The following is a 14,651-nucleotide window of genomic DNA, read 5'->3' as shown; positions in this document are numbered from 1 at the left end:
ATGAACTTTAAAAATAATTTACTTTACGGTTTAGGCCTGTCGTTAGCATTGCTGCTAGTAAGTTCTGTAGCATCCTTTATTAGTATTAAGAACTTGATTGAAAGTTCCTCCTTGGTGCAAAGCAGCAATAGAACCATCCGCAATCTGGACAACGTAATGCTACTAGTCAAAGATGCCGAAACTGGACAACGCGGATATCTTCTCACTAAAGACGATCGTTTTTTGGAGCCTTATACTGATGCGAAGGACAATATTGATGAAGCATTACGCTTATTGTCAGCCGAATTTACCAATTCTCCTACCCAGATATCCAATCTAAATCAGCTTAAAGCAAGTATAAACAAGCGAATTGAAGTATTGGATGAAAATCTTGCTACAAGCAGGCGAGGCGAAGCACTGCCAGCAGAAAGACTCCTTAGTGGAAAGAATACTATGGACGATATCCGTAGGGCTGTGGCATTGATGCAGGCGGAAGAGAAATCGACCTTGCAAAACCGCACTCAATCCATGGAGCAATTTGCATCGTACACTCCTCTTCTTATTATATTATCCGCTTTTTTAGCTATTGTGATCACACTGGTGTTTTACAGAAAAGTTTACCAGAACTACTACTCTATCGCAAACCTTTCCCAAGAACTTGAACATAAAAATGAGGAAACAGAAAATCGTTTGGTTGCAATAGAAAAGGTTGCGGAGCAGATTTCTTCTGGAGATTACGATATCCTCTGGGATGAAAATGCGCAGAAAACACTAGGAGCAGTTGCCGTACCCCTTAACAAGATGGCTGAATCTCTACAATCTTCATTCAGCACTCTTGCCGATAAAGAGTGGTTAAGCTCTACCGTAGCGCAGTTAAATGACAGGATGATGGGCGATAAAAGCATGGAGGAGCTGGCAGCCGAAGTGCTGGAACATCTCACTGTACAAACCCGTAGTTTCGTGGGTGCCGTATATCTTCACAATGAAGACAATCTACTTCATCTTGTCGGATCCTATGCATTGGATCTAAGCTCCGCTCAAAAAACAGTACGCGTTGGTGAAGGTCTGCTTGGTCAAGCCTTCAAATCAAATAAAAAAACGGTGGTTCGGGAGGTTGATAGCCAATCACACACAGTTAGCTACGCCTCCGGCAAGACGGTACCTGCTGAGATTGTTGCGGTTCCTATAACACGGTATAACATTCCGATTGGCGTTTTAGAGCTGGGTACCACGGGCTCATACACTCCGCTAGAACGTGAACTACTTCGTACAGTAGCCGGTAACGTAGGTATTGCATTCTTTAGCACGCAGAGCAGATTAAAGTTGCAGGAACTACTAGAAGAAACCCAAGCCCAGTCTGAGGAACTTATGACACAGCATTCCGAACTGGAGAATATTAATGCGGAGCTAGAAGCACAGTCACAAAAATTACTTGCTTCGGAAGAAGAGCTTCGTGTACAACAGGAAGAACTGCTACAAAGCAATCAGGAACTGGAAGAGCGTACCAGTCTTTTGGAAGAGAAAAATGCTCTGATTGAACAGCGAAATCTGGATATTCAGCAAAAATCCTTAGAACTCGAACAAAGTACCAAGTACAAATCCGAGTTTCTTGCAAATATGTCACATGAACTTAGGACTCCCTTAAATTCCATTCTTCTGCTTTCTAAATTAATGTCCGAGAGTGAAGATTTGGATGAACAGTATGTGGAATATGCAGAGGTAATGCAAAGTTCAGGTCAAGGACTTCTTCAATTAATTGATGAAATTCTTGACCTCTCTAAGATCGAAGCAGGTAAAATGACCTTAGAATTGGATTCTGTTGCAGTAAAAGAAATCTCGCAAGACATGATAATGCTGTTCTCTGCGCAGGCTGATCAAAAAAATCTGGAACTAAACGCAAAAATTCATTCTGGAGTACCTGACAAAATAACGACAGATAAATTGCGGATTGAGCAGATTCTAAAAAATCTACTTTCCAATGCTATAAAGTTCACCTCTCAAGGCAGTATTGCTCTTGAAATTAGTGAAAAAGACCGTCAGGTATTTTTCGAAGTAAAAGATACAGGAATTGGAATCCCACAAGAGAAGCAACACATGGTGTTTGAGGCATTCCAGCAGGCAGACGGTTCCACCCAACGAAAATACGGAGGAACGGGTCTTGGCCTTTCCATCTCTAGAGAACTCGCAAGGCTGTTGGGAGGAGAAATTCTTTTGGAGAGTACGGAAGGTTCGGGAAGTACCTTTACGCTCGTGGTTCCAGTTGATTCTTCCCAACTGCCAACTGAAACCACCATTGAAACGACTAAGTCCGTCCAAGCTCAACCGGTAGCAGCACATGTTGAACCAACACCTACTTTTGTCACAGAATACATCCCTCAGCCCGTAGAGGACGACAGAGACCACATTACTGCTGGCGACAAGGTCATTCTAATCGTGGAGGACGATACGGCCTTTGCTAAGATTCTTCTTAACTATGCGCGCGAAAAGCAATACAAAGGACTTGTGGCAGTTCGTGGAGACTTGGGAGTGGAAATGGCACACCACTATAAACCACTGGCCATCCTGCTGGATATTCAACTTCCTGTGATGGACGGATGGCAGGTTATGGAGGCATTAAAATCAAACCCTGCTACCAGACCCATCCCTGTGCACATCATGTCGTCCATGAAGTTTAAAAGAGAGAGCTTGCTTAAAGGTGCAGTGGATTTTATCAATAAGCCATTTGCTCTTGAACAGATGCAGGAGGTTTTCAAAAAGCTGGAAAATGCATTGAACCGTCATCCTAAAAAAGTATTGATTGTTGAGGAAAATGAACAGCATGCCAAGGCGCTTAGCTATTTTCTTACTGCCAATAATATTAATACCAATATATCAAACAACGTCTCGGATAGTATCAGCTCGCTTCAAAACCATGAAATAGACTGCGTCATATTGGATATGGGCGTTCCTGACCGTACAGCGTACGAAACTCTGGAAACCATTAAACAGAACGAAGGACTAGAAAAACTACCTATCATTGTTTTTACAGGCAAAAACCTCTCTAAGGGTGAAGAAAATCGAATTAAAAAATACGCGGATTCCATTGTTGTAAAGACTGCACATTCCTACCAAAGAATCTTGGATGAAGCGGGCTTATTTCTCCATCTTGTGGAGGAGAAAAGTAAAAAACCAAAACCCAATGCTGTAGAAATACAGGTTCAAGGAGAACTTCGAAACATTCTGAAAGATAAAACGGTTCTGATCGCAGACGATGATGTGCGGAATATATTCTCCCTTACCAAAGCACTGGAATTACATGGTATGAAAGTCTTACCAGCAATGGATGGTAAGGAAGCACTGCAAACTCTGCAACAAGAAAAGCAGATTGACATAGTCCTTATGGATATGATGATGCCTGAGATGGATGGATATGAAACTATCAGAGAAATCCGCACCCGAAATGAATTTAAAAATCTCCCCGTATTAGCCGTTACTTCCAAAGCCATGATGGGTGACAGGGAAAAATGCATTGCGGTAGGGGCATCCGATTATATATCAAAGCCCGTGGATATTGACCAGTTACTCTCCCTACTTAGAGTATGGTTATACGATAAAATATAAGCTTGCTTGAAATGAACACTACTAAAGAAATTCTAATAATTGACGACGATAGCAAAAATATCTTTGCATTGAGTGCCGTGCTTAAAGCGCGTAAATACAAATGTGTTTCTGCCCTAAGTGCTCGACAGGGGCTGGAAATACTTGAGGCCAACACGAATATCGGATTGGTCCTTATGGATATGATGATGCCTGAGATGGACGGTTATGAGGCTATTTCAGAAATTAGAAGTAGAGAAAGCATACAACATTTGCCCATTGTGGCCCTAACTGCGCAAGCAATGACCGGGGATAAGGAAAAATGTATTGAAGCGGGCGCGGACGGTTACGTCTCAAAGCCAGTTAATGTGGAAGAACTTACTAAACTCATTCAGAAATTCGCGCAGTAAAGTGGTACACCATGAACATAGCAACACGCAAATAGAGCAACTTCTTGCCGATGTATTGGAAGTGTACGGATATGATTTTACCGGATATTCCAGAGCATCTTTGAAGAGGAGAATAAACCGTTTATATTCTATGGATGGTTTTGTGGGATTTAGTGAATTCCGCTTTAAAATCCGTTCGGATGCCTCGTACTTCAAGAGGTTCCTAGAAGAAGTGACCATTAACGTGACAGAAATGTTCCGTGACCCTTCTTTCTATAAGTATCTTAAATCGGAACTACTCCCAAAATTGGGAACCTATCCCTTTATACGAATATGGATAGCGGGTTGCAGTACTGGTGAAGAAGCGTACAGTATTGCTATATTCCTCAAAGAACTTAATTTACTGCATAAGGCACTTATTTATGCAACGGACATAAACAGCGCAGTTTTAGAGAATGCATCACAAGCAATGATTCCTCTAAGCAAGATTAAGCTTTATACTGAAAACTACATTGCTGCGGGAGGAACCGAACAATTTTCTGATTACTACACAGCAAATTATTCGCTTGGAAAGCTAAATGAAGAATTTAAGAAAAAGATAATCTTTTCTACTCATAATTTAGTGACGGATAATTCTTTTAATGAATTCCAGCTTATTATGTGTCGCAATGTAATAATTTACTTTGATCGCCCTCTGCAAAACACTGTATTTTCTCTATTTGATGGAAGCCTTGAAAAATTTGGCTACCTTGCCTTGGGCACCAAAGAGACATTAGAGTTTTCTAAAGTGGCTAGCAATTTCGAGCGGGTTGGAAGTGAGAAAATCTGGAAGAAAATCAAATAATAATTTCATGTGTAAAGCCCTTCTTATTGGTGGATCAGCTGGCAGCTTAAATGTGCTACTAAAAATCCTACCTGGACTGAACAAAGAACTAGGGTTCCCGATTATAATAGTTTTACACAGAAAGCCAGGAAAAGACAGTATACTTACCGATATACTTTCCTCAAAGACTCTACTGCATGTGAAAGAAGTAGAAGAAAAGGAAGTCATTAAAAACGACACGGTGTACATCGCACCACCAAACTACCATCTCCTTTTTGAGGAAAATTACACATTTGCTCTTGATGCGTCAGAGAAAATTAATTTTTCACGTCCCTCGATCGACGTTTCTTTCGAAAGCGCGGCAGAGGTATATAACGATAAGCTCACATGCCTTATTTTATCAGGAGCAAATGCCGACGGGGCGCGTGGAATGGTTTATGCTGCAGAACATGGAGCACAGACTTGGGCTCAAGACCCAGCGACCGCAGTAGTCTCAGTAATGCCACAATCTGCAATAGAAATCGTTAAGAATATAAAGATAGTGCAGCCAGAAGAAATATCTTTGCTTATAAATGCACTTGCAAGTAATTTAGAAAGTTCATGAAAAAAGTATTCATATTTGACGACAATGTTGAAATCCTGGAATTATGTACCGAAATACTTCATGATTTGGGGTGCGAGGTGCGAACCTCTCCTACAACTAATGAAATAGTACATCAGGTAAAATCTTATCAGCCTGACCTGATTTTTATGGATAATTGGCTTCCTGACATTAGCGGGATTGAAGCCACTCGTCTATTAAAAGCAGATTCTGATCTTAAAAAAATCCCTGTTATATACTTTTCTGCAAATAGTAATGTGTGGCAACTCGCCGAGGAAGCAGGTGCAGACGATTATCTAGCAAAACCTTTTGATATTGATCAATTTGAAGAAGCTGCATCTAAATTCTTAGCGAAGTAAGTACTCCCTTATAAAACCTTCAAATAATACATGGCCACGATGGAACTTAACGTGGCTAATATATTATCGAAAAATAGCTTTAAAGCTTTGTCGGAAACGGGAGATTGTCCTGGAAATCCATGCGCTCCGCCCCGCAAGATTCTGGCAAGGCTTTATGCGTACTTAAATTAAGCGGAAGCAGTTTTCAATACTGTGCACTGAAATATGAGCGTGCGGTGGTGAAAAAATTTATACAGTGCATTAGCATAGACTTCAGTGAGGTAATACAAACCCCTTTGAAACTAAAATTTTCTTACACCTGACACAGAAATCCTTTTCTTCATCCAGCGGATTACCACCTTCTGCATCTCTCATCAAGCATGTTTTTTCTGGACAGTGCGGTAAACCTATTGTATGTCCGATTTCGTGTACAACAACTTTATAAAACTGCTCATCTGCGTTCCTCTTTTTTAATCTGTAAGTAGAAACTACACAGGCACTTCCCGGATGATATCCCAACCCAAAGACACCCCAGTCTTTCACACCTTTTGCAGTTGTTGATATATCACTACTTATAAGCCCTATTGTAATGGTATCTTGGCCATGAGCATTTCGCAAAACCTTAATAATACTATCAGCTCTATATCTGTTTCTTTCCTTCACATAAAAGCTTTTTGGGAGCTTTCGATTTTCCCCCACGTAGACCTTTCCAAAAGTTTTGGAAACTTCCTTTGCAAGCCTATTTGCCTGCTCAATTCGGAACCCGTTTAATGGTTGGAAATAGAAAACCTTCCCCGTTTTAGACTTTATGCCAGAAAGATCTTTAATGGATTTCAAAAACTTATCGCTGTCAATATGGTTGATTTTCTTCTCACATGAAATAACCAGTATAATCAATATAAAAAGTATATATAAAATTCTAAGTACCATTTTACCATGTAGTTAATTCCTTTTATTCTGCTGATTTCTTCTAGAAGCTTTTAGGTAGGTATAGAAAATTGGATAGGTCAGACTTGGCCTACTCGTTGTATGTCTTTAAATATTTAACTGCTTTATAAACTCAAAAGTACTTATTTTCAACATATTATAAATAAGATATGCATCATATTATCTGCCGGATCAGGATAGAAATAATACTTTAAATTGAATAGTTGGGATTATATTTTAAACATTAGAACCCCCAATTATCCTTAGCATTTCGAATCTCTAAAAACAGTACAAATTATATACATAACTCCGATAATATCAATTAAGAGCTTCTAAGTTAATATTGCAACACGAAAGTTGATCAAGTTAAAAAAGGTACACCCAGCAAAACAATAATAGGGAAAAAATTTAGGAACAAAAACAAAAAGAGGATTTATAATTTACTGAAATTCAGTATTTTATAAAATCCTCTTAAATTTAAAAGTGGTTTCTCCAGGAATCGAACCAGGGACACACGGATTTTCAGTCCGTTGCTCTACCAACTGAGCTAAGAAACCATTACTTAGTTGTTTAAAGTGATGCAAAAATAAGTCGTTTAAGGACATCTCGCAAGTTTTATTTGTAGTTTTTTCACAAATACAGATAAACCCACTGATAGTCAAGACCATTTTTTTACGTTTGCGCCATTCCCCTATTTATCTCCTCCATTACTGGTTTTATGGTATCTTCTGGAATATCACTTATCCTAATATACATAAGACCATCGATGGCATCATTAAACTCTGGATCCACATTAAATGAAATTACTTTTGCATTTTGTTTGATGTATTTTTTAATTAAAACCGGCACGCGGAGTCCTGGCTCCAATTCGTCGATAATTCTATCAAGCACGGCGAGATCCGAGACATGACTATTTAAGAAAAGTGCTTTATCGGTGTTTTTTAATTTAACTTTAAATTCGTGTTTGGGATGGACGTATTGAGCGACAGCTGAATCAAAGTAATGGCTACGCATAAACTCAATCATAAGCGATTTGGAAAAATCCGAAAATTTATCGCTTATAGATACGCCGCCCATCAAAAACTTATGGTCTGGATTTCTTAGACAAACGTGCACGATACCTTTCCACAACAAGAATAAAGGCAATGGTTTTTGTTGGTAGTCCTGCGAAATATATGCTCTACCCATCTCAATTACCTTCTTAAAAAATGGATGTAGTTCCTGATCAAAATCAAAAAGTGAACTGGTATAAAATCCCTGTATGCCCTGATTTTTCATTATTTGCCGGCCAAGGGCTAAACGGTACGCACCCACCAATTTTTCTTCCGCGGAATCCCATAAAAAAAGATGGCAATAATCTCTATCGTAGGCATCGAGATCAAATGGCAAGTTACTACCCTCACCTACTGCACGAAAAGTAATCTCACGTTGTCTTCCTATTTCCCGCATAATTGCAGGAATCTCCTCGTACTTTGCAAAGTAGACCTCATAGTTGCCATTTCCAAAAAGCATACTTCCCTTCTGTTTTAAGGCAGATATATCCGCTTGAAGCTCGCTCACAGGGGTAGGATCAATAATATTATGTACAATATTCTCACGATTTAGAAGAGGAAGAGGAAGATTTAGTTTCAAATTCCGCAGATTCATTAGCTGCATAAGAGTTTTCCTGCGATCATAGTAACTACTTAGTAACTTTATCCTCTTTTGAATTAAATCACCAAATTCTTGCAAGTTCTCTTCCTGGTCGAGAACCTTGGTAGAAATAGGGCGGCCAATTCGAATACGTATTGGCTTATCTCTTTTACGCAGCATTTCACTAGGAAGCAGTAGCGTCTGTAAATTTGGATGTATCCGCGCTAACTGATAAAACAATGGACTATTTTTAGCATTGAAATACATTGGGATAACCGGGACATGTGCTTTTCGAATAAATTTTAAAACAGACCCATCCCACGGACGATCCTGAACTTGACCGTACGTGTGGTTCATATTGGATACCTCCCCTGCAGGAAAGATACCTAGACACCCTCCTTCCTTTAAATGTCTCAGCGACTCGAGAAGTCCTTTGGTACTGCTATACACTTCTCTTTTTTCCTCGAAGGGGTTCACAGCGATCACATAAGGCTTCATGGGAGCAATATGTGTCAAGAGAAAATTCCCCATTATTTTAAAGTCAGGTCGAATCTGAGAAAGTATACTGGTCATCAGAACTCCATCAATTGCTCCCAAGGGATGATTCGCAACGATAATAAATGGCCCGGTCTTTGGAATTCGCGCCAAGTCTTCTTTGAATACTACATATTTTAAATCAAGTTCTTCAATAAATGCAGAAAAAAAATCTTCATGCTTCTTATGGGCCAACTTAGAATAAAATACATTTACTTTGTCAATCTTAGCTGCCTTCATTAATAATTCAGCAATAGGGCCTTTCAAAAATCCAAATTTTTGAAGATTAGCTGCACGAATTAAATCAGAGCGTGAGATCAGTTCCATACCTACTATTTTTTGCACACCAACTGCAATGTTCTTTTGCTCATCTGTTCCAGTAGCACATTCCTGCCTGAGTAGTATTTGTCCAACGTGCTTGCTTTGTAATTACGGACAGTGAACAGCTGCACATCAGAAGTAACTTCTACTTCAAATTTCGTTTTCAGTTCCTCTACAAGCAGAGCCAGATTGTGGTATTTGTCTCCCACACAAAGCTGCAGGGAAATAGCAGTGTTTTGTATCAGTGAAATTTTGATTTTATAAAAAACTATCCGGGCGATGATATAGCTTAAGTGCTCTTCAGTAACAAACGAAAAATCCAAACTGGAAAGACTAAGTAAATGTTGGTTTTCCTTTAAAATAAAAGTTTCAACTGGGCTTAGCACTTCCTCTTCTTGAACTTTCGTGCCTGCTTTCTGCGGCTCTAGAAATGATTTTACAAAAAAAGGTATTTTCTTTTGCTGCAGTGGTTGTATAGTTTTGGGGTGGATGACTGAAGCACCAAAATAGGCCATCTCGATGGCATCCGAATAGGAAAGCAATGGCATTAATTGCGTCTCACTAAAATGCCTGGGATCGGCATTTAGTACACCTGGGACATCTTTCCATACTGTTACCGCCATTGCATTCAAACAATATGCAAATATAGATGCAGAATAATCAGATCCCTCCCTTCCCAAGGTCACCGTAAAATTATTGCTTTCCGAACCTATAAAACCCTGCGTCACATAGATTCCGCGTGGTTCTATCTGGGAAATTCTTTCTTGGGTTAGTGCCCAGTCCACGCCTGCCTCCCTATATTCGCTGCTTGCTTTAATATATTCTCTAGCATCAAGGAGCTGATTACTTATCCCGACTTGATCTAAATAACGACTTAAAATTAGAGACGAGACAAATTCACCAACGCTTACTACCTGATCGTAAACAAAATCATAATTTGAGGAGCGGTTGGTATCTAGAAAGACTCGTGCGAGATTAAATTTTTCTTTAAGCTGCTGGAGTGTGGAGGAGGAACTACCAAATAACTCCGTAATAATTTGTTGGTGCTGAAATTCTATTTCAGCTAAGGTCGTAAGATATGAGGATCCATTAAGATACTCCTCCACAACCTTCTCCATGGCATTCGTTGTCTTACCCATTGCGGATACAACTATAAGTATATCCTTTCCAGTGCTATACTTAAGTACTTTTCCTACGTTACGTACTCCTGAGGCATCACATACCGAGGCACCTCCAAATTTAAATACCTCCATCTCTTACCATAATTAACCCAAGTGGATATGAATGCAAAATTACTCAATTACTGGGAATGTCCCATTAAGTGTTTTCTATAGTTTAGGAAAGTTTAGGAATTCCGTTTACATCGTGTTTTTGTGAAATAATTTTCCGAAATTTGGTACATAACCAAAAGCTTCAAAATGTCCGACCAATCACTCCAAACATTAGGTGAATTCATAATAGAGAAACAAGACGATTTCCAATACTCCACAGGAGAACTCTCAAGACTGTTAAGTGCTATACGGCTTGCTTCCAAAGTTGTAAACCGCGAGGTAAATAAAGCCGGAATCGCAGATATTATTGGGCATGCGGGAAATACAAATATCCAAGGGGAAGACCAACAAAAGCTGGATGTACTTGCTAATGAGATATTTATAACAGCGCTTTCTCAAAGAGAAGTAGTTTGTGGTATCGCTTCTGAGGAAAGTGATGATTATTTGGATATCGCCTGTGGAACCAACGGACATCTTAGCAAATACGTCGTACTGATTGATCCACTTGATGGCTCATCCAACATTGATGTGAATGTCTCTGTAGGTACAATTTTCTCCATTTACCGCCGCGTTACCGAACCCGGTACCCCGGTGCAACTAGAAGACTTTCTTCAAAAAGGGGTAAATCAGATTGCAGCAGGATATGTGGTGTACGGATCCTCTACCATGATTGTCTATACCACTGGTAACGGAGTAAATGGCTTCACTCTAGACCCATCCCTAGGCACTTACTACCTCTCGCATCCCAACATGAAATTTCCCGAGAAAGGAAAAATATACTCTATTAATGAAGGAAATTACATCAAGTTCCCTCAAGGCGTTAAGAATTATTTGAAGTACTGCCAGATGATGGAAGAAGACCGTCCGTACACGTCACGTTATATCGGCTCGCTGGTCTCAGATTTCCACCGGAATATGATTAAAGGGGGCATTTATCTATATCCATCCTATGCCAACGCACCGGATGGAAAACTTCGTCTTTTGTACGAGTGTAATCCTATGGCGTTTCTAGCGGAACAAGCAGGTGGAAAAGCATCAAATGGTTTTACAAGGATATTAGAGATTGAGCCTAAAGAACTTCATCAGCGTGTACCTTTTTATTGTGGATCTAAAACTATGGTGGAAAAAGCCGAAGAATTTATGCGCATGGATGCCGTCAAAGAATAATTAAATCTATGCGGGCAACTTATAAAAAGTATACTTTAAATTTCATCACTCCGGGAGGTACTTCTAGAGGGATCCTCACCTCCAAGAACACCTACATATTGACCGTGGAGGAAGATGAAAGGAAAGGAGTGGGCGAATGTGCTCTATTTGAGGGATTGAGCTGTGACGATGTACCCGATTATGAAGAAAAACTCCACTGGCTAGCTACTAACATTGCTTTAGACCCAGAGCAGATATACCAGTACCTTGAGAACTATCCATCGCTTTGGATTGGTTACGAACAGGCTATGGCAAACTTGAATTGGGGAAGCGATGAGTATTTTCCCAGTGCTTTTTCAAGAGGCCAGGACGGAATTCAAATCAACGGACTGGTGTGGATGGGAAATAGAACCTACATGGAGCGGCAAATTGAAGAAAAGCTTCAAAATGGGTTCTCTTGTATAAAACTAAAGATTGGTGTGGACTGGCAGACCGAGAAGCAGGTGATTGCTATGCTTCGAGTGCGCTATCCAGCGAGTCAGTTGGAAATTCGGGTAGATGCCAATGGTGCATTTAACAAAAACAATGTGGAACAAGTTCTAGACGAATTATCTTCCTTAGACATCCATTCCATTGAACAGCCCATCAAGCCAGGACAATCGAGCCTACTATATAATCTGTGCAGAAATACCCCAGTACCTATCGCTCTTGATGAAGAATTGATCGGTAATCATTCAAGAAAAAAAGAAATTTTGGACATAGTTCCACAGTACATTATACTCAAGCCTTCACTTATGGGCGGTTTCAGTGGCTGTGATTCATGGATTGATCTAGCGGAAAAAAATAAAGTTGGTTGGTGGATAACATCCGCGCTGGAAAGTAACATAGGGCTAAATGCCATTGCGCAGTACACGTATACAAAAGCGCCAAAAATGCCGCAGGGACTGGGCACAGGTGGAGTTTTTAGCAATAATTTCCCGTCATCCTTAACATTGAAACAAGATATTTTAAAGAAAAAGATCTGAAAGTTTCTTCAGATCTTTTTCTTTAAATGCTAACCACGAGGCTGTTAAATAACGTCCTCAACAAAAATTGATTTTTTCAGCCTTTCTTTCCATTGGGCGAACCATACTTTCAATGTTTTCATAGAATTCAAGGATTTAGTGATACTTACTGTTGCACAAATATACAACAGAGTGTGTTAATAAACAATAATCTTTACATTAAAATTTTATTAAAGATTTATATTTTTAATATTAATGTGATTTGATTAACAATTTATTAATACAAAAAACAATATGTGTTATATAATTAAGAAGTATAATTTATAATATTTTAGACACAATCGCTGCATTGTAAATTAAAGCTTCTATGAGTTAATTTAACTAAATTTGCATTTTACAACTATTATGAACGAACATAAAGAGGAGGAACGTAAACACCTTAATTTTATAGAACAAATCATAGAAGAGGATTTAGCAGGTGGACTTCCAAAAGCGCATCTTCGTTTTCGGTTCCCACCAGAACCAAACGGTTATCTACATATAGGGCATACCAAAGCAATCTGCATCAATTTCGGCCTGGGTGAAAAATACAGTGCCCCTGTAAACTTACGGTTTGATGACACCAACCCAGAAAAAGAAGAGCAGGAGTTTGTAGACTCTATAAAAAGAGACGTGGAATGGCTGGGCTTTAAATGGGATAAGGAGCTATATGCCTCTGATTATTTTCAAACCCTTTATAATTGGGCTGTAGAACTGATAAAGCGCGGTAAAGCATACGTAGATGAGCAGTCCTCACAAGAGATTACCGAGCAGAGAAAAACCCCTACTGAATCAGGTGTTGAGAGTCCGTACAGAAATCGTCCAGTAGAGGAATCACTTTCCCTTTTTGAGAAAATGAAAAATGGTGAATTCCAGGAGGGCAGCATGTCGCTACGTGCAAAAATAGACATGAACTCTCCTAATATGAACATGAGAGATCCGGTCATGTACCGTATTCTTAAAAGACCGCACCACAGGACGGGTGAAAAATGGAAAATATATCCAATGTACGACTGGGCACACGGACAAAGTGACTATATAGAACAAATTTCCCATTCGCTGTGCTCATTGGAATTTGAAAACCACCGTCCTCTTTACGACTGGTATTTAGATCAGGTATACACTCCCCCAAGCGTTCGTAATAAGCAAAGAGAGTTTGCACGTATGAACGTATCTTTTATGATCACCTCAAAACGCAAATTACAAAGACTTGTAGAAGAGAAAGTGGTAAACGGATGGGATGACCCGCGCATGCCTACCGTTTCGGGTTTACGCCGCAAAGGATATACCCCAGAATCCATTCGCAACTTCATTGATCGGGTTGGTGTGGCAAAACGGGAAAATCTAATTGATATTCAGCTACTTGAGTTTTTCGTTCGGGAAGACCTCAATAAAAAGGCAACTCGTTTAATGTGTGTTACTGATCCTTTAAAACTTGTCATCACTAATTACCCCGAAGATGCAACCGAATATGTAGACACTGAAAACAACCCGGAAGATGCTGATGCCGGCGAACGCTCTATGCCATTTTCCAAAGAACTTTATATTGAAAAGGAAGACTTCAAGGAAGAGGCAAACAATAAATTCTTCCGCCTTAAGCTAGGTGGAGAAGTACGACTCAAATCCGCGTACATAATTAAGGCTGAAAGCGTAGAAAAGGACAATGAAGGAAATGTAACAACTGTTTTTTGTACCTATGAGCCCCTTAGTAAATCCGGGTCGGGTACACCAGAAAGTTTAAAAAAAGTCAAAGGGACACTCCATTGGGTCTCTGCCAAACACGCCCATCCTGTGGAAATCAGGGAATACGACAGGTTATTTACAGTACCTCAGCCAGACGCTGAAAAGGATGCGGACTTCCTCTCCTATATTAATCCCGACTCTTTGAAAGTATTAAATGGTTATGGAGAGCCTGCCATTGCACTAACCAAAACTGGCGAACCTATACAGTTCCAAAGGATAGGATACTTTACTAAGGATCAGGATTCAACAGACTCTCACTTGGTTTTTAATAGAACGGTGACCCTCAAGGACGGATATAAACCTGAATAACGCAACACTAAATGTCCGA

Annotated in this window: 11 protein-coding genes and 1 tRNA gene; 8 read left to right on the top strand and 4 right to left on the bottom strand. The window is 39.7% G+C overall.

Features of this window, described 5'->3' with window-relative positions; all coding sequences use genetic code 11:
• The 5 genes from IC612_RS02115 to IC612_RS02095 are packed head-to-tail and all read left to right on the top strand — an operon-like array spanning position 1 to position 5,727.
• A complete protein-coding gene (locus IC612_RS02115) occupies positions 1–3,579 on the top strand; it encodes a response regulator (RefSeq protein ID WP_194738525.1) in 3,579 nt (1,192 codons plus the stop codon).
• 11 nt (positions 3,580–3,590) lie between these two features.
• Positions 3,591–3,965 carry a response regulator gene (locus IC612_RS02110; RefSeq protein ID WP_194738524.1) on the top strand — a complete coding sequence of 125 codons (375 nt, stop codon included), beginning with the start codon at positions 3,591–3,593 and terminating at the stop codon, positions 3,963–3,965.
• Positions 3,922–4,788 carry a CheR family methyltransferase gene (locus tag IC612_RS02105; RefSeq protein ID WP_194738523.1) on the top strand — a complete coding sequence of 289 codons (867 nt, stop codon included), beginning with the start codon at positions 3,922–3,924 and terminating at the stop codon, positions 4,786–4,788. The genes IC612_RS02110 and IC612_RS02105 overlap by 44 nt, the downstream gene beginning before the upstream one ends.
• A 7-nt stretch (positions 4,789–4,795) precedes the next feature.
• Positions 4,796–5,371, top strand: a complete 576-nt coding sequence (locus tag IC612_RS02100; RefSeq protein ID WP_194738522.1) for a chemotaxis protein CheB — start codon at positions 4,796–4,798, stop codon at positions 5,369–5,371.
• Positions 5,368–5,727: a response regulator gene (locus tag IC612_RS02095; protein ID WP_194738521.1), complete on the top strand. Its 360-nt coding sequence runs from the start codon at positions 5,368–5,370 to the stop codon at positions 5,725–5,727. Before IC612_RS02100 ends, IC612_RS02095 begins: the two co-directional genes overlap by 4 nt.
• 252 nt (positions 5,728–5,979) lie before the next feature.
• On the opposite strand, the gene IC612_RS02090 is transcribed toward IC612_RS02095, so the two are convergent.
• The 4 genes from IC612_RS02090 to IC612_RS02075 form a co-directional block, all read right to left on the bottom strand.
• A complete protein-coding gene (locus IC612_RS02090) occupies positions 5,980–6,636 on the bottom strand; it encodes a matrixin family metalloprotease (RefSeq protein WP_194738520.1) in 657 nt (218 codons plus the stop codon).
• A 481-nt stretch (positions 6,637–7,117) separates the two neighbouring features.
• Positions 7,118–7,190: transfer RNA gene (locus IC612_RS02085), tRNA-Phe, on the bottom strand.
• Between the two features lie 115 nt (positions 7,191–7,305).
• On the bottom strand, positions 7,306–9,126 hold the full coding sequence (locus tag IC612_RS02080; protein WP_194738519.1) for a lysophospholipid acyltransferase family protein: 1,821 nt from the start codon (positions 9,124–9,126) through the stop codon (positions 7,306–7,308).
• Between the two features lie 5 nt (positions 9,127–9,131).
• Positions 9,132–10,373, bottom strand: coding sequence for an aspartate kinase (locus IC612_RS02075; RefSeq protein WP_194738518.1), 1,242 nt, complete (start codon positions 10,371–10,373; stop codon positions 9,132–9,134).
• A 165-nt stretch (positions 10,374–10,538) separates the two neighbouring features.
• On the opposite strand from IC612_RS02075, the gene fbp reads away from it, so the two are divergent.
• The 3 genes from fbp (at position 10,539) to IC612_RS02060 (ending at position 14,632) form a co-directional block, all read left to right on the top strand.
• Complete coding sequence (fbp, locus tag IC612_RS02070; protein ID WP_194738517.1) at positions 10,539–11,558, top strand: class 1 fructose-bisphosphatase; 1,020 nt, start codon at positions 10,539–10,541, stop codon at positions 11,556–11,558.
• 8 nt (positions 11,559–11,566) lie between these two features.
• Positions 11,567–12,562 (top strand): o-succinylbenzoate synthase, encoded by a 996-nt coding sequence (locus tag IC612_RS02065; RefSeq protein WP_194738516.1) that lies wholly within the window; start codon positions 11,567–11,569, stop codon positions 12,560–12,562.
• 384 nt (positions 12,563–12,946) lie between these two features.
• Positions 12,947–14,632, top strand: a complete 1,686-nt coding sequence (locus IC612_RS02060) for a glutamine--tRNA ligase/YqeY domain fusion protein (protein WP_194738515.1) — start codon at positions 12,947–12,949, stop codon at positions 14,630–14,632.
• The last annotated feature ends 19 nt before the right edge of the window (positions 14,633–14,651 follow it).

It is taken from the genome of Planobacterium oryzisoli, from assembly GCF_015354315.1.
In the GTDB taxonomy this organism is placed as follows: domain Bacteria; phylum Bacteroidota; class Bacteroidia; order Flavobacteriales; family Weeksellaceae; genus Planobacterium_A; species Planobacterium_A oryzisoli.
The sequence above is the reverse complement of the archived record's forward strand: the minus strand, read 5'-3'. Positions and strand labels throughout refer to the sequence as shown.